General features: G+C 48.0%; 16 protein-coding genes. 12 read left to right on the top strand and 4 right to left on the bottom strand.

The features are described 5' to 3' along the window. Positions 1-20 precede the first annotated feature (20 nt). The 3 genes from GNP95_RS20945 (at position 21) to GNP95_RS20935 (ending at position 3,554) form a co-directional block, all read left to right on the top strand. Positions 21-1,181, top strand: a complete 1,161-nt coding sequence (locus GNP95_RS20945; RefSeq protein WP_155612781.1) for a nucleotide disphospho-sugar-binding domain-containing protein — start codon at positions 21-23, stop codon at positions 1,179-1,181. A 233-nt stretch (positions 1,182-1,414) separates the two neighbouring features. Continuing rightward, entirely contained in the window at positions 1,415-2,905 is a 1,491-nt protein-coding gene (locus GNP95_RS20940) for a protein adenylyltransferase SelO (RefSeq protein WP_155612780.1), read from the top strand. Positions 2,906-3,044: 139 nt separating this feature from the next. After that, the gene (locus tag GNP95_RS20935) at positions 3,045-3,554 is read left to right on the top strand and encodes a hypothetical protein (protein ID WP_196427266.1); all 510 of its coding nucleotides are present in this window, start codon (positions 3,045-3,047) and stop codon (positions 3,552-3,554) included. A gap of 202 nt (positions 3,555-3,756) precedes the next feature. Here the strand turns inward: GNP95_RS20935 and GNP95_RS20930 are convergent, their stop codons facing one another. Next, positions 3,757-4,473: a hypothetical protein gene (locus tag GNP95_RS20930; protein WP_155612778.1), complete on the bottom strand. Its 717-nt coding sequence runs from the start codon at positions 4,471-4,473 to the stop codon at positions 3,757-3,759. A 165-nt stretch (positions 4,474-4,638) separates the two neighbouring features. Between GNP95_RS20930 and GNP95_RS20925 the strand changes: the two genes are divergently transcribed. The 5 genes from GNP95_RS20925 to GNP95_RS20905 are packed head-to-tail and all read left to right on the top strand — an operon-like array spanning position 4,639 to position 10,007. Next, complete coding sequence (locus GNP95_RS20925) at positions 4,639-6,984, top strand: xanthine dehydrogenase family protein molybdopterin-binding subunit (protein WP_155612777.1); 2,346 nt, start codon at positions 4,639-4,641, stop codon at positions 6,982-6,984. Continuing rightward, a complete protein-coding gene (locus GNP95_RS20920) occupies positions 6,971-7,804 on the top strand; it encodes an FAD binding domain-containing protein (RefSeq protein WP_155612776.1) in 834 nt (277 codons plus the stop codon). Before GNP95_RS20925 ends, GNP95_RS20920 begins: the two co-directional genes overlap by 14 nt. A gap of 4 nt (positions 7,805-7,808) precedes the next feature. Further along, entirely contained in the window at positions 7,809-8,300 is a 492-nt protein-coding gene (locus GNP95_RS20915) for a (2Fe-2S)-binding protein (protein WP_155612775.1), read from the top strand. Between the two features lie 25 nt (positions 8,301-8,325). Continuing rightward, entirely contained in the window at positions 8,326-9,366 is a 1,041-nt protein-coding gene (locus GNP95_RS20910) for an XdhC family protein (protein WP_155612774.1), read from the top strand. Beyond that, positions 9,363-10,007, top strand: coding sequence for a nucleotidyltransferase family protein (locus tag GNP95_RS20905; RefSeq protein WP_330163544.1), 645 nt, complete (start codon positions 9,363-9,365; stop codon positions 10,005-10,007). The genes GNP95_RS20910 and GNP95_RS20905 overlap by 4 nt, the downstream gene beginning before the upstream one ends. Here GNP95_RS20905 and GNP95_RS20900 read toward each other — a convergent pair. The 3 genes from GNP95_RS20900 to GNP95_RS26455 all read right to left on the bottom strand — a co-directional run bounded on the left by GNP95_RS20900 (position 9,962) and on the right by GNP95_RS26455 (position 12,296). Then, the gene (locus GNP95_RS20900) at positions 9,962-10,996 is read right to left on the bottom strand and encodes an FUSC family protein (protein ID WP_155612773.1); all 1,035 of its coding nucleotides are present in this window, start codon (positions 10,994-10,996) and stop codon (positions 9,962-9,964) included. The genes GNP95_RS20905 and GNP95_RS20900 overlap by 46 nt on opposite strands. A gap of 158 nt (positions 10,997-11,154) precedes the next feature. Next, a complete protein-coding gene (locus tag GNP95_RS20895; RefSeq protein WP_155612772.1) occupies positions 11,155-12,042 on the bottom strand; it encodes a fructose bisphosphate aldolase in 888 nt (295 codons plus the stop codon). 131 nt (positions 12,043-12,173) lie between these two features. Next, the gene (locus tag GNP95_RS26455; RefSeq protein ID WP_269059004.1) at positions 12,174-12,296 is read right to left on the bottom strand and encodes a hypothetical protein; all 123 of its coding nucleotides are present in this window, start codon (positions 12,294-12,296) and stop codon (positions 12,174-12,176) included. A 291-nt stretch (positions 12,297-12,587) separates the two neighbouring features. Between GNP95_RS26455 and GNP95_RS20890 the strand changes: the two genes are divergently transcribed. From GNP95_RS20890 to GNP95_RS20875, 4 genes are all read left to right on the top strand, one after another. Further along, positions 12,588-14,243, top strand: a complete 1,656-nt coding sequence (locus GNP95_RS20890; protein ID WP_155612771.1) for a hypothetical protein — start codon at positions 12,588-12,590, stop codon at positions 14,241-14,243. A gap of 385 nt (positions 14,244-14,628) precedes the next feature. Beyond that, complete coding sequence (locus GNP95_RS20885) at positions 14,629-15,717, top strand: sugar ABC transporter substrate-binding protein (protein WP_413773770.1); 1,089 nt, start codon at positions 14,629-14,631, stop codon at positions 15,715-15,717. 110 nt (positions 15,718-15,827) lie between these two features. Continuing rightward, positions 15,828-17,345: an ATP-binding cassette domain-containing protein gene (locus tag GNP95_RS20880; protein ID WP_155612769.1), complete on the top strand. Its 1,518-nt coding sequence runs from the start codon at positions 15,828-15,830 to the stop codon at positions 17,343-17,345. A gap of 71 nt (positions 17,346-17,416) precedes the next feature. After that, on the top strand, positions 17,417-18,535 hold the full coding sequence (locus GNP95_RS20875) for a sugar ABC transporter permease (protein WP_155612851.1): 1,119 nt from the start codon (positions 17,417-17,419) through the stop codon (positions 18,533-18,535). Positions 18,536-18,923: the final 388 nt, after the last annotated feature.

Raw genomic sequence — 18,923 nt, 5'->3', positions numbered from 1 at the left:
GGAGAGGAGAAGGATCAGGAATGAAGCTGTTGTTCTTCATGCTGCCGTATCATGGCCACATTAATCCTACATTATCTGTAGCGGAGGAGCTCGTTCGCCGCGGGGAGCAGATCGTGTATTACACCACAGAGGAGTTTGCGGGAAAATTGGAGGGCATTGGTGCCGAGCTTCGCCTCGTTGGCCGGGAATTCGGCTTCTTCATGGAGGAACTGGATAAGAAGCCTTTGGCGGCTTCACTTCGAAATGCGGATTTTTATGTAGATAATCTGAACCGGCATGTAGCGTTAGCTTCCGAGCTGCTGGAGCAGGTGCAGCAGGAGCGGGCTGACGGCGTCGTATGCGATCCGATGTGTCTGTGGGGACGCGCAGTGGCGGAGCGGCTTGAACTGCCGAGAGCGCTGTTCTTCTCAGGGATTGCCGTTACGGCCGACTCTCCGGTATTCGACTATTTTTCCCGTTTGTTTGACGGAGATATCCCGGAAATCATCACGAATATGTTCCTGAAGCGGGAACCGCTTATGCTCGCTCCGATTCCAAGGAAATTCCAGCCGGACTCGGCGTATTTAGGAGAAGGGTTTGAATTTATCGGCCCGACAATCGTGGACAGGGAGGCGGATCATGACTTTCCGCTCGAAGAGATTGCCGCGCATCCCACGATCTATATTTCGCTTGGCAGCATTATTAATAATCCTCAATTTTATGAACTTTGCATGGAAGCTTTTGCGGGCAGCCGCTGGAAAGTAGTTATGGTCTCCCAGACGCGGCCACAGCAGGTTCCTGATAATTTTCTCGTCTATCCATTTGTTCCTCAATTAACAGTGCTGCAGCATGCCGAGCTGTTCATCTCCCATGGCGGAATGAACTCGGTCATGGAGTCGCTGTGGTATGGTGTTCCCCTTCTGATGGTGCCGCAAAGCTCCGATCAACCGCTTGTAGCCGCCCGGGCCGAGGAGCTGAACCTAGGCAGAAAGCTGGAATTACAACCGATTACGCCAGACCTTCTTCTCGCGAAGGCCGAGGAGATTCTCGCGGATTCAGCAATTCGCGAAAGCGTACGCTCCATGCAGTCGATCCTGCATCATGGCGGGGGAAGCCAGCGGGGCGCGGATGTGATTCAGCGGTACTTTGCTGCTCATATACAGCGAGAGCAGTTGTTGAATTCAGTGACTGAGCAGAATTAACAAGCCCGCAAGGGCTTGTTTTTATTTCGGTCGATAATATAACAGTTTGGTAATTGCTGGACGATAATGTATTAGTATATTTCAACAGAAGATGCGGAATATCGTGTTCTTTTGGATGCTCTTGAAGTAAGATATAAATAATGAAGCAAGGATTTACAGAGCATACTATACGGGTAATCCTTCTTATCCGCAGCGGCTAGAATACAACAACTAACGTGAAAAGTGGAGATACGATGACAGAGAATAAAACAACAATTACAGAAGCAGGATGGAAATTTGATAACAGCTACGCTCGGCTTCCTGAAATATTTTATACCTTGCAAAAACCGGTGCCCGTGCGCGAACCTGAACTGGCCGTGTTTAACGAACCGCTTGCGGCATCACTTGGGTTGAATGCCCAATTGCTGCAAGGCAGCGAAGGTGCGGCCGTGTTCGCCGGCAATGAGATACCCGAAGGAGCTTTGCCACTCGCTCAGGCTTATGCCGGGCATCAATTCGGCTATTTCACGATGCTGGGCGACGGCCGGGCTGTGCTAATCGGCGAACAGATCACGCCGCAAGGGCGGCGGGTGGATATTCAGCTGAAAGGCTCGGGCCGGACGCCATATTCCCGTGGCGGAGACGGCCGCGCGGTGCTTGGCCCCATGCTGCGCGAGTACATTATCAGCGAAGCGATGCATGCGCTTGGCATCCCGACGACACGCAGCCTCGCGGTGGTAACGACGGGACAGACCGTCATGCGCGAGTCGGAGCAGACCGGCGCGATATTGACCCGCATCGCGTCCAGCCATTTGCGCGTCGGCACGTTTCAATATGCCGCGCAGCGGGGAGAGGGCGAGGAGCTGCGTGCGCTGGCCGATTATGCGTTAGAGAGGCATTATCCCGACGCGGAAGAGGATACGGCGGCAGGAGGGAATCGCTATCTGGCTCTGCTTCGGCAGGTTATTCGCCGCCAGGCTGAGCTGATCGCGAGGTGGCAGCTGGTTGGTTTCATTCACGGGGTGATGAATACCGATAACATGACGATCAGCGGAGAGACGATTGACTATGGGCCATGCGCCTTCATGGATGCGTATGATCCGGCGACCGTCTTCAGCTCTATCGACAGTCAGGGCCGCTATGCCTATGGTAATCAGCCCTATATCGGCGCATGGAACCTGGCGAGATTCGCGGAAGCCCTGCTCCTGCTGTTGCATGAAGACGAGGAGCAGGCGCTTAAGCTGGCGGAAGAGGCTATTGCCGGATTCACCGAACAGTTTCACGGCTACTGGCTGGCAGGGATGCGGGCGAAGCTCGGGCTGTTTAATGCGGAGCCGGAGGATGAAACGCTCATTAAGGAGCTTCTTAAGCTGATGCACAAACACCGCGCAGACTACACGAATACGTTCCTTGCATTAACCTTTGAACGGTGGCAGGACATAACCTTGGTTGAGGACGAGGCGTTCGAGCCATGGCTTCAGCAGTGGAGGGAACGCCTAGGGAGGCAGGAGGAAACGCAGGAAGCTTCGCAGCAGCTTATGCGCAGCAGCAATCCTGCGGTCATCCCGCGTAATCATCGGGTGGAAGAGGCGCTTGAAGCCGCAGAGAAGGACGGAGATTACAGTGTGATGGAGCGGCTGCTCGGCGCACTTGCGGATCCTTTTGCGCATACGGAAGAGCAGGCGGAATATTGTAAGCTGCCGGAGCCATCACAGCGCCCGTATCGAACCTACTGTGGCACGTGAGAACAAATATAGATTGTTTAACTTTGTGAAATGAAGATAGCAAAGAAGCAGGGGCAGCGACAGAAAGGGGCTTGATGGCAAGCCCTTTTTTGCTGTGCTTCGTTTATATTTCATCTTCTGTTTAAATTAGGAGCAGTTTATGCGTACATATTGGATTTGGTTGGCTTTGTTAGGCGCGGCATGGGTTTGCGCCCTTATGGAAGCAGCTTCGAATGCGGCGAAACCGCTCCTGCTGACGATCAATCTGAGCGCAGCATCAATTGCAGCAAGTATCGTGTTATGGCCAGAGTCTTCAGGCACAGCTAATCCTTACATGATCCTAGTGTTCACCCTGCTGGCAGGGAAGGCTGTTTTCAGACTGCCGCAGGCACATGCCTGGTCTGCAGGCGTTGTAATGGTTCTAAGCGCCATGGCTCCTTCAGCGGCACAATATCCATCTTTGCCTCCCGTCTATATTGCTTTGTATGCGGTTATGCTTGCGGCGGGGCTGATTGTCTTTCGCATGAGCTGGAAGCGGGGAGAGGAGGCGGAGGCGCGAAACGAAGCCTTGCTAAGCGAATACCGCAAAATGCAGCGGCGCGTCGCTTCCGATGAGGAACTGGCCCGGCAGGAAGAACGCGCTCAAATTAGCCGGGAAATTCAAGCCTGACCCTACCGCTGATCAAGCTGGGCACTTTCGCTTTGGCTGCAGCCGGCTTGGCCATTTGGCTGTTTCCGAGAAGGGAGCGTATCTGATGAATCCGATATTTTGGCGCAATGGATGAAGGAGAAGCGTTCTCCGATTATGGTAATCGCATTTTGAGCAGATGCAGATGAAAATGAGCAGCCGGGTCGAATTGACCCGGCTATTGTTATAGGGATTTAAAGAATGAGACGACAGACAGAATCATAACAATTATTCCGCCCACTTTACACATGAAATAATGGAAATCACTTGGTTCAGCCTCTTTGACCCAAAGCCAGTAGAACGACATTTTGAAAAGGAAGTTCTGAAACTTCTCATATCGATATCCGCACCATCCGTAAATCAACAAGAGGATGGAAAAAACAAAGAAGACCGGCTCGCCTTGCTTATCGTGGTATTCCGAATAAGCAGCGGTGACGAGCCCGCTGGGATTAAGGAGTTCAACTTCGCCTTTTGGCAAAATTTTTTGTCCGTTGGAGTCAAATGCGGTTATGGGGACAAACCAATCTCCGTTCTCATCGTAACTCACAAGCAGACCGCCATGGTCATTGACCTCGAACAGCTTCCCGTTTGGATAAGCCACTTCATACTTGATATTAAACGGATCCCCTACCTTACGAATGGCATACTTTTCATTATTGATAACGACTTTACGATTAATGCCTTCCTGATGTACTTTGATTAGGGGCCCGGACAAGCTGCGATATTCGGTAATATGATCTTGCTCGTGGGCTTGTTTATACTTATACTGCTCGAAATAGAATACGGATTGGCTGAAATAGGAATAGAAAAAAGGAACGACTAACATGAAAAAGAGCAGGATGCCAGCGATCGCTAACAGGGTGGAGACCTTTATTCGTCTGAGTGAAACCGAATTGTTCATGAGATATCTCTCTCTTTCTGAGCCTGTAATAATTATGTTACGCAAGAAGAGAACCTAAGGTTGCATCAATGAGGTGATTCGACAGCGATACCTGAGCATTTGTTCCGCTATGTACTTATATAACAATAATAAGCGTAACTGTACATATACATTAGGAAGATTGATTTGCAAAAGGAGGGGGCGAAGATCGGGCATTCGTTTGGAACAAGCGTTCCCAGAAGGGAAACAGGCGAGAAGATTACCGGGGCAGCCCGCTATGTTAATGATTTTTTGAGACCGGGGCTTTTGCATGCCAAAATAGCCGTTAGCCCCCATGCCCACGCGAAAATTAAATCGATAGATACGTCGAAAGTCTGGAGGATACCAGGTGTAAAAGCCGTCATAACCGGTGAATATTACCCGGTATTGACTGGGTCCCCTTTGGCAGACCGGCCGCCTCTCGCAATGGACAAAGTAAGATATTTTGGCGAGCCTGTTGCTCTGGTGGTCGCGGAAGAAGAGTACACTGCCGAGATGGCTGCGCTTCAAATTCAAGTGGATTATGAGGTTTTGCCTGCTGTTTTTAGTCCAAGCGAAGCTTTGCAGGTCGGCGCACCGCTCCTTCATGAGCATCTGGCGACATATGAAAGAAGCGAACAGGTCTACCCGGAGCCGGGCACGAATATTGCGAACCGGACAAGAATCCGCAAAGGGAATATGGAGGAAGGTTGGAGGAATAGTGATCATATCGTTACGGTTCAGGTCCGATTGCCTCAATCGGATCACGCCGCGATGGAAGTGCGATGCAGTATAGCAGAAATTAAGCCCGGCGGCAAAGTCAGCATCCATTCCGCTTCGCAATCCCCTTATGTAATCCAAAAGGATATTAGCCGCTACTTTCATATTCCGCTTCACGAAGTCACCGTTCACACTCCGCTGGTAGGAGGAAGCTATGGCGGCAAATCGGCAGTTCAGTTAGAATATCTCGCTTATTTGGCTTCGCTTGCCGTTGGCGGAAGAGCTGTCAAACTTGCAAATTCCAGGGAGCTGGATATGGTCTCCTCCCCGGTTCATATCGGATTGGAATCGACAATCAAGCTTGGCTGCACCCGGGAAGGGAAAATCATGGCCGTAGAAATTCTGCATCTGTTTGACGGCGGGGCCTATTCGGACCGGGGGCCGATTATGAGCCGTGCCGGAGCTACCGATTGCACAGGGCCTTACCGCATCGATAACGTCCAATGTGATTCCTTATGTATATATACAAATCATCCCTATTCCACTTCCTTTCGCGGCTTCGGACATCCGGAGCTGACGTTTGCTATGGAAAGGGCTATGAATATGATGGCAGACCGGTTAAATATGGATCCTCTAGAGCTTCGTTATATGAATGCCATTGGACCGGGAGATACAACCCCGACGCAAACGAAGCTGAATAGCAGCAATATCGGTGATTTACCAGCATGCATTGCCAAATTGAAAACGCTGATCCATTGGAATGACCGTCCACAAATCGAAGCAAACGGCCATCTCGTTAAAGCTAAAGGGATATGCTGCTTCTGGAAAAACTCAAATACGCCAACCAATGCCGGGGCGGGGGCTATGATCAAATTTAATCCGGACGGAAGCATTCATCTGCTATGCGGTGCCGTGGAAGTTGGTCAAGGCACTAGGACGGCCCTTACTCAAATACTGGCGGAACGATTCCGTATGGATGATCGGAAGATAGAGATTCGTATGGATATAGATACCGATAAAGACCCCGAGCTATGGAAGACGGTCGCTAGCCGGAGCACCTTTTTGGTGGGGAATGCGATTCTGCAGGCCGCTGACGATGCAATCATGCAGTTAAAAAACCTGGCTTCTATCGTACTTCAATGTCCGCCGGCAGATCTGGATATCGGCGGAGGGAGAGTCTTCCGTAAAACCCGCCCTGAGACGGGGGTAGCTCTCGAACAAATCGCCAACGGATACACCTTCCCGAACGGCAACACGATCGGAAGCCAGGTTATCGGACGCGGAAGCTACACGATGCGACATTTAACCTTTTTGGATCCTGTAACAGGCAGGGGGAATCCTGGACCGGAATGGACGGTAGGCGCACAGGCCGTTGAAGTGGAGTTCAATACAAGAGATTACACCTACAGAATCGTTAAAGCAGCAACGGTCATCGATGCCGGCCGGGTCATTAACCCGGGTTTTGCCCGTGCTCAGGTTACGGGCGGCATGAGTATGGGGTTAAGCCTTGCCAGCCGGGAGGCATTTCGCTTCAACCCAAACGGGGCCATATTGAATCGCCAATTTCGAACTTACAAGCTCATTCGCTATGGAGAACAGCCCGAGTATATCGTGGATTTCGTCGAGACACCTCATCTGGAAGCACCATATGGACTGCGCGGAATCGGTGAGCATGGCTTGATTGGCATGCCTGCGGCATTGGCGAACAGCTTGTCAGCAGCTGCCGGCGTAGAGCTTAATCAGCTGCCCCTGACGCCGGAGATGATTTGGAGGACGATTCATGATTCCGTTTGATTTTGAATACTACCATCCTACTACCATTCAGATGGCTGTAGATTTATATCAGCATCTGCACGAACAAGGGAAAAGGCCTCTGTATTATGCTGGAGGGACGGAAATCATTACCTTTGCCCGGGCCAACTCTATTCAAACGGGAGCTGTTATCGATTTGAAGTCCATTCCAGAGTGCAACGTACTCACGATGCAGAAGGATATGCTGGTTATTGGTGCGTGCGTGACATTATCGGCTTTGTCCGAAGCCAACCCGTTTCCGCTGCTCAGTGCAACGGCAGAGGGAGTCGCTGACCAGACCGCCCGGAATAAAATCACGCTCGGAGGCAACATTAGCGGCAAAATTCATTATCGGGAGGCGGTTCTTCCCCTGCTGTTAGCAAATAGCCGGATGGTTATAGCAGGAACTCACGGGATCAGAGTGGCATCTATTCATCAGGTCTTCAACCAACAAATAAGGCTTGCGGGCGGAGAGTTTATTGTGCAAATTCAAATCGACCGCGACTATATATCACTGCCATTTGCGTATTTCAAAAAGCGGGAGATTGGCCAAGTCGGCTACCCGCTCGTTACATTAGCTGCGCTTAGGATAAATCATGAGATTCGCACCGCCTACAGCGGTGTGTGCGCATTCCCTTTTCGGTCCGCGGAAATCGATGAGGCGCTGAACGATTCATCCTTACCGCTTGCAGAAAGAATTGAACTGGCCATCGGCCATCTTCCTGCACCATTACTGGATAATGTGGAGGGTTCACCCGCGTACCGGGAATTTGTATTGAAGCAAACGATGGCTGATGCGGTACATAGACTGGAAAGAAGGTGAAAGGATGTCCTCCTTCGATACCGATCATCATCGAGTCGAATTGCAGGTGAATGGGGAACAGCGAACGGTCCGGGTGAGGGCTGCCGAGACCCTGCTGTATACGCTTCGCGATCATCTCGGGCTCACAGGATGCAAGCCTGGCTGCAATAACGGAGACTGCGGCGCGTGCACGATTCTAGTAGATGGCCTGCCCATGAAATCATGCCTAATGCTCACTGTGGAGGCCCGGGGGAAGCAAATTACAACAATCGAGGGGCTAATAGGCACTGACGTACAGCGTGCTTTTGCTGAAAACCAGGCCTTTCAATGCGGTTACTGTACCCCTGGATTTATCATGAACTGTGAAGGGCTGCGGCATGCCCATCCCCATGCCAATGAAGAAACTGTTCGAGTATGGCTGGAATCCAACATATGCAGGTGTACCTCCTATGAAGAAATTCATCGCGCCGTTAAGGATGTTTTTACATCTCATACGGATAAAGGAAGGAACCTATAAGCTCTGGAGCTGAGGAGGGGCAGGTTTGGAAGAAATTCACCGTATTGTGGAAACGATTCAGCAGACCGGTTTAAAAGGGGTACTTGCGACGATTATTCGTGTGGAAGGAAGTGCGTATCGCAAAGAAGGAACCTCCATGCTGTTTCTTGAAGACGGTTCGCAAATCGGGGTGCTCAGTGCAGGCTGTCTGGAAGCTGCTCTGGCGCACAGCGTGCCGGATATTCTGGCCTCAGGGGCTTCACGCAGCTTCGCGTTCGATATGCAATCCTCGGACCCGCTGTCCTGGGGGGAAGAAACGGGCTGCGGCGGTGTTGTTCATGTAGCACTGGAACCGGTCAATGATGTACTGGCAGCGCATTTAGGCACTTTAAAACAATATTTGGAGGTTCGCTCCGAAGTCAAACTTGTGAAAAGGTTTGACGCGAATGGCTCGGTGATCGATTATGGATTCCTGACCAGGGATCAGCATCTGTTCGGGGAGTGGAGGGGAGAAATTCCGCCATCGCTGCTGGAATGGTCGCCGTCTGGGGAATCGCCGAGCAGCGGAATGGAGTTCGTGGCAGCTCTGCAATCGGATGTATTTGTCCATACCTATTATCCCAAACCGCGGCTGATTCTGTTTGGTGCCGGGCCAGACGCCAGACCGCTAGCCGCTATTGCCGCAAAAACTGGTTTTTCCGTCACCGTCTCTGACTGGAGGCCCGATTATTGCGAGCGGCGTTATTTTCCGGATGCCGAATCCATAATCATTGGTTTTCCTAAGGAAACGATGGAGCTGATTCATGTCACAACCGACGATTACGCTGTCGTGATGACGCATAATTTCAGGAGGGATCAGCAGTTGATTCGGTTGCTGTCTGAACGGCAGCTGGGTTACCTCGGTATCCTGGGATCGAAAACTAGAACGGAGCGCTTGTTGCGAGACGAACCGGTGCAGATGAAAGTCCATTCCCCGGTAGGACTTGCGATTGGTGCAGAGGGGCCGGAGGAAATCGCAGTGAGCATTCTCGCAGAGATCATCTATACGTATAGAAGAAAAAGAAAGCTTAGTAGTGATTCCCGGTGAGGGAGAATCCAATCGTTGGCATCTATTTGGCGGCAGGGCAAAGCACCCGAATGGGTTCGGATAAACTTCAGCTTCCACTCGGATCTATGAAATTGGGGAATTATGCGCTGGCCGCCGCTCTAAACTCTAAATTGGATTATGTTGTGGTCATCCGAAACGACGCTGCGGGGGATTGGATGGATGATGCCTTATACCGGGCCCCGGTCAAACGGAAATGGTCTTCCATTTACTGCCCGGAAGCCCGTTTGGGCCAAGCGTATTCTCTTCGTTGCGGCGTAAAGGCCGCGCTCGCGATGGGAGCGGCAGCCGCGATGGTATTGCTGGCGGATCAGCCTTTAATTACGAATGCGATGATTAATGAACTGCTTGCCTATTTTCAAGCAGAGCAACAAGCCAACAGCAGCGTTGGTTTCACGGCCGCGAGTTATGAGGGACTCCCTAGACCACCTGTTATTTTTGCTCAGCAAATGTTCCCGCAGCTTCTGGAGCTGCAAGGCGACCGGGGAGCTTGCCATCTTATCCGTAGGGAAGGGACGGGAATTTGCCTCGATTTTCTCATCGCAGATCTGTTCATGGATGTAGATGACGCTGAAGATTATCGGGCTTTGCTGGATAAAGTCGCTGCAAGACGGAAATCCTGAACGACTTGTTGGGCGTTTGTATATAACGCGATCGGGTACTGATAATTTTCCATATGGGCAGGCGCCTTTATTTGTAGGATCGCTTCAACGTTAACCAAGCTGCAGGCCGCCGGATCATCGAATGTACTTCTCCAATCCTTAATTAGCTTCGCTAATACGTTCATATGCGCAGCCCACATCCGTTGATCCTCTTCCGCAAATTTGTCGCTGTAGGACCAGTTCGCGAATATTCGGATCATGTCGGCAAGATTGGCAAACCCTGACCGGAGCTGCTCCATCTGCCGGTTTAATTTTTTTAAGGCAACGCGTTTTTTGCGGCCTAGCGGATTGAATCGCAAGCTTTGCTCCGCTTTGTTCAGCTCGATTGTCGTTTGATGAAGCTCCTGGAATAGGGATTGCAATTCGGTTTGCAATGTATTGGCTTCGTTTGAAGGGGAGCCTGCATTAACCCAAATTGCAGCGTTCATGTAATGATCGGATAGATGGCCCGCGAATTGTCTGATCTTGGTTTGCGCTTTGTTTACGGAATCAGGGGGGAAGATGAATATCTGGATGAGTAAGGCAACGATCGCGCCGATTACCGTATCGCGGATTCGATCAAGGGGATAGCTGGGCATTTTGTTGTGAAAGTACAGCACTAATAAAATGCTGAGCGCAACTTGGATTAAGAGGTCATGCTCCAATTTCAGCCCTGTTACGATCAAGGCGCCAACAAGAAGAAGCAGTCCGATGCTCCAAGCGTTCAAACTAAGATATGGCGCTATAGCTGCAGTAAAAAGGACGCCAGCGACGGTGCCGATGACCCGCTGCCATGCAAATTGCACGGACTTGTCCACGGTTAATTGAATCGACAAAATGACCGTCAGAGGAGCTAAGTAAGGATGCTTAGACCCAGCCCATTCCGCGATCGCCCAGGACAGTGCTGCAGCTAATGGTGGTTTCCAAACCATCCCTTTGTATTTGATAAAGTCGATCCATTTAGATGCCATCTGGTTACTCTCCATATTTAGCTTTAAAGTCAGCACTATTTTTCCCATTTATTCCGGATTGATGTGCTTCAACCTAAATCAATGGCGGTATAACTTGTCCATCTACAAGCAACGCCCCCAAGCTTTAATAGAAGCTTGGGGGCGTTAACTCGTTCCTTTTATTTGATGGAGGCTTCATAAATCTCTTGTATGGATTTGGACAGCATAGCATTGAATTCATCATCTGATTGCCCAGCGGTAAGTCCCTCGGCAAGAGCCCGGGAGAAGCTGGCGATCAATCCATGATTGCGCGCCAGTCTGTCATTGGCTTCCGCTTGCGTATAACCGCCCGACAAAGCCACAATGCGCACAACGTGCGGATCCTCCATGAAGTCGCTGTAGAAATTATCCTCCGTTGGAATCGAAAGCTTAAGCATAACCTTTGCGTTTTGATCCAGGGCAGACAATTGAGTGGAAATTTCATCCTTTAAAATGGCTTCCGAAGCGCTCTTGTCCGCACTGTGAATATCGACTTCCGGTTCAATAATCGGAACCAGTCCCTTATCTATGATTTGCTTGCCGATGGCAAACTGCTGTTCAACGACTTTTTTGATTCCTGCAGAATTGGCTTCCTTGATGATCGAACGCATTTTCGTTCCAAAAATGTTGCGTTTGACCGCCCGCTCCAGCAGCTCGTCTAAATCCGGGATGGGCTTCATCAACTGAACTCCGTCTTCCAGCTCGGCGAGACCTTTATCGACCTTTAGAAGAGGCACAATGCCTTTTTCCTCCCATAGATAATCGGCCGTATGCTTCCCGTCGATCAACCGGTCCATCGTATTCTCAAATAGAATGGCCCCTAAAATGTACCGGGAGTCAAACGCACTGCTCTTGATAATACGCGTTCTCATCTCGTGAACCAAATCATACATCTCTTCTTCGCTGGAGTAGCTGCTTTCATGAATCCCATACTGTAGCAGAGCCTTTGGAGTACTTCCGCCGCTTTGATCCAGGGCTGCTATAAAACCCTTTCCCTTATGGATTTGCTCAAATTGCTTTGTGTTCATCAATGCTCCTCCTTCCGTGAAATGGAACTGAATGGAATCTTGATCTCATCAATTATAACATTCCAGTGGCAGGCATTCCTAATTTGGGAAGGGGAGGAGCGAGCAGCTATTTACTTATTAGTTCAAAATTGTCAAAAGCCGGCCCAGATATTAGCGTTCGCATCCGTCCAAATGCCGATTTCGATTTGGCTGTTAGTAACCGGGATGTTATCGATCGTATATTTCGTATAATTCGGTATCGGACTGCTTCCCATATTTTGATGTGCTGTTATGAAAGACGTTTCCGCTCGTCTATGCTCGACAAAGTGAAGCTGTGTCTAGCGTTGGTAGCTGTTGCATTTTGGATCAGGTTATCGCTGCCCGGAGCAAGTACATATATCCATTTCCGCCTTATGATCGGGAAGGGGATCGGGTGGAGCTGACAGTTTGCTATATATAAAAATCATACGATTTTACTGTTAAGTTTTAGTAAATTATCCGATATAGTTTGTATGATCAGGAACTATATTATCAAATAAAAAACTGTATGAAAGCCGGAGAATCGAATGGAGAATAAAAGAAAGTTATTTGAAGAGTTTTTTGAACTTGAGAATTATGATATTGAATATGAAATAAAAGAAATTATTAGTAGATTTCGACAGTATAGACCATCCGAGGTTTTTTGGTTGATAAATAGTTTGATTATGGATAACACAAGATATGCCTTTGAAAATAGAATGAAGCGGGTTTCTCCCAAACTGGTAAATAGATTATTTTATTTATATAAAAAGAATTCAGCTATTAATAGTAATATGAAGATTAAGAATAGACCTAACGAGTTAGAGTGGTTGAGGGAAAAGTTCATTAAAATAGTAAACTATTACTGCATGGAACAGTTTAATCAGAAAGAAGGGCTGGAAGACGTTCATATGTCTTTACGGAATTTTCATTCCCAAAATTTTATTAATTATCATTTTGATTATCCCAATACCGCTTGGTTCCAATACATGTTTGCTTTAGAAATCAACAGTAAGGCTATTGATAAAATTTTTATAAAAGATAATCTTACAACTCTTGAAATAGAAAAAGGTCTATTAATTTGCATTCTATATGATTTTATATATCAAACTTGTCAAAAAAGCCGACTTAATGACCTATTATACGAAAAAGAAAAATATAAATTTGAGAGTTTTTTGACTAGCTTCTCCATGAAACAGTTTTCACATATTCTAAGAAGGTTTGGAGTTAGGGATAAAGAGTTTATTACTAGATTTTTTCCAGTGTTAAAAAATGTAGAAGAGATAAATGTAAGTTATCCGACTGATAAATATTATAAAGAAGAGTTCTCCATAGGGATTTGTCATAATGAAAGAATATTTTTCCCCCGTTCAAATTTTGTACTTGATGAGTTCTGGAATTTTATATTAGAACATGAAGAAATGGTTGGTAGGAAAGATGATTTTGTTGAAGATTATACAACTATGCTACTGATAAACTTTTTTGGAGAAGAGAATGTATACTGTAATTTGTTCGATGAAAATGGTGCGGAACAAGATATTATTGTTCTTTATGGAGAATATATATTATGTTTTGAGTGCAAATCGGAATTGTTAAAAGAGCCATTTAGGGATTCCAATAAATCTCAAAAAAGAATGCAGCAAAACTTTAACAGAGTTATTCAAAAAGCTTATAAGCAAGGATTAAGGGTTAAAAATAATATTAGAAATAAAATGTGTAGGTATTACGACAGTGATAAGAAGGACCTCCGTAAGATAATACTGGATTTAAATAAGTATGATTATAAAAAAGTGACTATGGTTTGTGTAACTATTAATAATTACTTAAATCTATCTAATCGTGTGAATATGTATCTTAAATTTGAAGATGATGAACAAGCTTATCCTTGGGTTATTGATATATTTAGTTTAGAGCATATCCTTAATAAAATAAGCTCTATTAACAGAGGTGAAGAATACTTTATTAAATACGTTAGGGATAGAATTAAATCATATCTAGGTTTTCAAGCTATGGGTGCGGAAGAACTGGAGTGTTTTGGATATTATTTGCGTTATGGAGAATTTAGTAACTCTCTAGATGGTTGGGTGACTACAAATTTAGGAAATGGGTATGCAACATTTGTTTTGGATTATATACCTAGTCCGGAAATTGATTTTATGTATTTATATTTTTGGGAACTTGCTTCCGTTACTTCACAAGATTAATTGCCCAAAAGACATTCCATCAGGAGAAAAACTTATCTTTATAAATATTGGGTATAGTTGTTTATTGACCCACACGTACCTGTCACTAATGAGAAATTCGTTAATATTGATGTATATTTGAAATTGATGGAGGCTTACCTTTTACATTAAATATTAATTACATCACCAACCACGAAAGAGCTGTCTGCAAGGTCTTCATACCTTGCAGACAGCTCTTCTCCATTTCCCCTTCAAAACATACAAAACTTCTTTTGTCAAGGAGTGGAAATTAAGGAATAAACCTTGAAAACACCTCATTGTCTAGGTAGTGAATCAAGTATATGCTCAAAGATGTAATTGGAAGGATCAACCAAATCAAGAGAGGGGAATGGGTTTGAAAAGAACGATGAGAACGATTGCACTCCTGCTGGTCTCAATCATGCTTACCGTATTGGTTGCGGCTTGTAACCAAGGCGGGGGCAAGGTCGATGTAGGGATTGTGCTGCCGACCAAGGATGAGCCCAGATGGGTGCAGGATGAGCAAAGATTCAAGGATGCTCTGAAGGGCACAAATTATTCGACGGAGATTCTATTCAGCCAAGGATCGTCTGCGAAAGAGAAAGAAAATGTAGACTCCTTGATCGCCAAAGGCATTAAAGTGCTGATCATTTGCCCGCAGGACGGGGACGCAGCCGCTGCTGCGGTGGAAGCGGCCAAGAAAGCGGGCGTTAAAGTCATCTCCTATGACCGTCTGATCACGAACACGGATGCGGTAGATTACTATGTCACGTTCGATAGTGTCGCCGTTGGCAAGGCGCAGGCTCAATACTTGGTCGATCACGCGGCCGGCAGCGGTCAACCGCTGTACCTCTACGCAGGAGCTGCTTCCGACAACAATGCTTTCCTGTTCTTCCAGGGGGCATGGGAGGTGCTGCAGCCTAAGGTGGCGGACGGCACGTTCAAAATCGCCAACTCCAGCGAAGCCGCTACCCTCCAGAGCACAGCGGAGCTATCCCGCGACCAGATGAGTAAGATCATCGGCCAGGTCACGACGAATTGGGATCCGAACGAAGCCAAGAACAAAGCGCAAACCCATCTAACTGCGGCAGCCGCCGGGGATAAGGGAGATGTGGTTATTCTGGCTCCAAACGACGGTACGGCCCGTTCAATTGCAGACGTATTTGCTTCGGATAGCGCAATCACGAGTTTTGTGGTCACGGGTCAGGATGCGGAAAAAGCATCGATCCAGTACATTATCGACGGCAAGCAATCGATGACGGTATTCAAGGATGTCCGTACGCTGGTCAAAGACGCGATGGGCATGGCCGTAACGCTTCTGGACGGCGGATCGCCGGATACAACCGGATCTTATAACAACGGCACAATCGATGTGAACGCCAAGCAAACCGACGTCATCGTCGTTGACAAAGACAATGTGCAGACCGAGCTCATTGATTCGAAGTATTATGAAGCCAAAGAATTTACGGGACTATAATTCTTCATTAACTATAGCCAAGAAGGAATAGTGATAGACGTGTCTATCACTATTCCTCATGCTGTAAGTAGTTGAAATTCTATCAGTCCTGTGTAAGGAGTGCGGATGCGATGAGCGAATACTTGCTGGAGATGAACGGCATCTCCAAGGAGTTTACGGGTGTAAAGGCGCTGAGCAGCGTGAATTTTAAAGTGCGCCAAGGTGAGATCCACTGTCTCATCGGCGAGAACGGCGCCGGCAAGTCGACACTGATGAAGGTGCTAAGCGGGGTATATCCGTACGGTACGTATTCCGGGGATATTGTCTTTGAAGGACAGGTACAGAAGTACGCCAATATTAACGACAGTGTGAGAGCCGGTATCGCGATCATTTATCAGGAGCTGGCGCTGTTCCCGGATCTGACGGTTTATGAAAATATTTTTGCCGGCAATGAGGTAGAACGAAGAGGGGTCGTGGACTGGAACCGGACGATTGTTCGAGCAAAGGAAATGCTTCGCAAGGTGAAGCTGAACGTAAACCCGGAGACACTGATCAAGGACTTAGGCGTGGGCAAGCAGCAGCTGGTCGAAATCGCAAAGGCGCTGAGCAAAGATGTGAAGCTGCTTATATTGGATGAACCGACCGCGGCGCTCAATGAAAATGACAGTGATAACCTGCTCAAGCTGCTGCGTGAATTGAAGGAGCAAGGGATCACCTGTATCATGATCTCTCACAAGCTGAAGGAGGTCATTGAGATCGCGGATCAGGTCACCGTACTGCGCGATGGGCAGACGATCGTCACCCTGGATGCGTCCAAGAACGAAATTTCGGAGAACGTGATCATTAAGAGCATGGTCGGCCGGGAAATCGACGATATTTATCCGAAAAGAACGGATAAGCAATTTGGCAGCCGTATTCTCGAAGTACGCGGCTGGACGGCGTATGATCCGAATCTCGGTCGCGAAGTCGTGAAGGAGGTTGATCTTCATATACGCAAAGGGGAAATCGTCGGCATCGCCGGTTTGATGGGCTCGGGGCGGACGGAGCTGGCGCAGAGCATATTCGGCAACCCGAAAGCTTATAAGCTGCAAGGCGAGCTGTGGGTAAAAGGAGCTAAAACCGTGTTCCGCCATCCGAAGGATGCGATTAAAGCGGGCATAGCTTACGTGACAGAGGATCGCAAAGGGGACGGGTTGTTTCTGCTTCAGGACATCAAACAGAATATCTCCGCAGCGAATGTACATTCCATCTCCGACCGTGGTGTTATTAACAACAATGAGGAAGTAAAAATCGCTGGCAGCTATAAGCAGTCTCTCAATATTAAAGCCCCATCTGTCGAGCAACTGGTCGGAAACTTAAGCGGCGGCAATCAGCAGAAGGTATCGCTGGGCAAATGGCTGTTCGTGCAGCCGAGCCTGCTGATCCTTGATGAACCGACGCGCGGCATCGACGTGGGCGCCAAGTTCGAGATCTACACGATCATGAACAAGCTGATCAGCCAGGGGCTGAGCATCCTCATGATCTCCTCCGAGCTGACCGAAATATTGGGCATGAGCGACCGGATTTATGTCATGGCCGAAGGAAGAATTAAGGGCGAGCTGCCCATTGAAGAAGCGGACCAAGAAAAAATCATGAAGCTTGCCACGTAATAGGAGGAAGACCGGTGAAATTATTAGGCGAAGCAAGATCGTTGGTAAAGGCGAACATACGGGACTATGGGATGTACATCGCTTTGATTATCATCATGCTGACGTTTTCGATTCTGACGGACGGACTGTTCATGTCGTCCCGCAATATCAGCAATCTGATGGATGCCACTGGCTACATCGCCGTATTGGCGGTGGGAATGACGCTAGTTATTGTCATCAGGCATATTGATTTATCTGTGGGCTTTGCGGCGGGCTTTCTAGGGGCAATTGCCGCTATTTTGCTAACCCAGATGGGAATCCCCTACTATCTCACAATTCCTATCATTTTGGGGTTGGGTATTGTCGTAGGCTTGTTCAACGGCTTTCTCGTGGCGCAAATCGGCATTCCCTCGTTTGTGGCCTCTCTGGCGGGCATGCTGATTTTCCGGGGCGCGCTGCTGCGGGTCACGGAGAAGAGCGGAACGATCATCATCAAGGATGAGCAGTTCAACGCGATCGGCAACGGGTTTGTACCTGCGATTGCCTATGTGAACGGATTGAATTTGTTCTCGCTAATCTTGGGACTGCTCTTCATTGCGTTCTATATTTATAGTGAAATCTCCAAGCGCCGGAATAAGCTCAAATACCATTTCGAAGTTATTTCGGGACCGATGTTTACGATCAAGGTGGTGTTCATTTCTGCGATTATCGCTTATATCACCTGGATCCTGGCCGGTTACAACGGATTCTCTTGGACGGTCATCATTATGCTGCTGGTGGTCGCGGTCTATCATTTTTTAACGACTAAAACGGTGCTCGGACGTCATATCTATGCCGTCGGCAGTAATCCGGAGGCAGCGAACTTAAGCGGCATTAGCGTCAAAAAGATTACGTACATCGTTTTCGGTTCCATGGGAATGCTGTCCGCGTTATCGGGCATTTTGTTTACAGCCCGCCTTCAGTCGGCGACGACAACGGCGGGTACGCTGTTCGAGCTTGATGCGATTGCGGCGGCTTACGTCGGCGGCGTATCGGCGGCCGGGGGCGTAGGGAAGGTCACGGGCTCGATCATCGGCGCCATCGTTATGGCTTCGCTATCCAGCGGCATGAACCTGCTTGGCGTCGGCATTTCCTATCAATATATGATTCGCGGAGCCGTGCTGGCGATTGCTGTCGTATTTGATGTGATGACACGGAGGAAGAGAGCTTAAGGCCATGGGGCGGCCTGATTCCATAATAACGAGGGATACCAATGGGGATCAGGTCGCCTTGATCATAGATCGCTAAATTTTTTTGCTCATTTAATTACTTAATATTCATAATATTCAAATATATGGAGTTCTGGACGATATATATATAAGGAGGTGGTTCATTTGATTGCCTGATAGATTATATCACTTTATTTATCATTGATGGGTAAATTTGTTGGTCTCGATTTGATTTATAACGAAATTAAGGTGATGCAGACGAATCTTTAATCTTCATATTTATAAATGAAGGGAATGATCGTTGATGAAGCTGAAGATTTTATCCATTACCAAATGGACTTGCGAAACCGGTATCGGTTGCTTTGGAAACAATGAATTGCAGTACTCTAAA

It is taken from the genome of Paenibacillus woosongensis, from assembly GCF_009725165.1.
Lineage (GTDB): Bacteria > Bacillota > Bacilli > Paenibacillales > Paenibacillaceae > Fontibacillus > Fontibacillus woosongensis.
The sequence above is the reverse complement of the archived record's forward strand: the minus strand, read 5'-3'. Positions and strand labels throughout refer to the sequence as shown.

What these genes read in the sequence shown, in the direction of transcription:
- GNP95_RS20900 (WP_155612773.1), bottom strand. Translation starts at nt 10,996, where the DNA reads ATGGCATCTAAATGGATCGACTTTATCAAATACAAAGGGATGGTTTGG.
- GNP95_RS20920 (WP_155612776.1), top strand. Translation starts at nt 6,971, where the DNA reads ATGATTCCGTTTGATTTTGAATACTACCATCCTACTACCATTCAGATG.
- GNP95_RS20890 (WP_155612771.1), top strand. Translation starts at nt 12,588, where the DNA reads ATGGAGAATAAAAGAAAGTTATTTGAAGAGTTTTTTGAACTTGAGAAT.
- GNP95_RS20940 (WP_155612780.1), top strand. Translation starts at nt 1,415, where the DNA reads ATGACAGAGAATAAAACAACAATTACAGAAGCAGGATGGAAATTTGAT.
- GNP95_RS20885 (WP_413773770.1), top strand. Translation starts at nt 14,629, where the DNA reads ATGAGAACGATTGCACTCCTGCTGGTCTCAATCATGCTTACCGTATTG.
- GNP95_RS20895 (WP_155612772.1), bottom strand. Translation starts at nt 12,042, where the DNA reads ATGAACACAAAGCAATTTGAGCAAATCCATAAGGGAAAGGGTTTTATA.
- GNP95_RS20875 (WP_155612851.1), top strand. Translation starts at nt 17,417, where the DNA reads ATGTACATCGCTTTGATTATCATCATGCTGACGTTTTCGATTCTGACG.
- GNP95_RS20930 (WP_155612778.1), bottom strand. Translation starts at nt 4,473, where the DNA reads ATGAACAATTCGGTTTCACTCAGACGAATAAAGGTCTCCACCCTGTTA.
- GNP95_RS26455 (WP_269059004.1), bottom strand. Translation starts at nt 12,296, where the DNA reads ATGGGAAGCAGTCCGATACCGAATTATACGAAATATACGATCGATAAC.
- GNP95_RS20915 (WP_155612775.1), top strand. Translation starts at nt 7,809, where the DNA reads ATGTCCTCCTTCGATACCGATCATCATCGAGTCGAATTGCAGGTGAAT.
- GNP95_RS20945 (WP_155612781.1), top strand. Translation starts at nt 21, where the DNA reads ATGAAGCTGTTGTTCTTCATGCTGCCGTATCATGGCCACATTAATCCT.
- GNP95_RS20880 (WP_155612769.1), top strand. Translation starts at nt 15,828, where the DNA reads ATGAGCGAATACTTGCTGGAGATGAACGGCATCTCCAAGGAGTTTACG.
- GNP95_RS20935 (WP_196427266.1), top strand. Translation starts at nt 3,045, where the DNA reads ATGCGTACATATTGGATTTGGTTGGCTTTGTTAGGCGCGGCATGGGTT.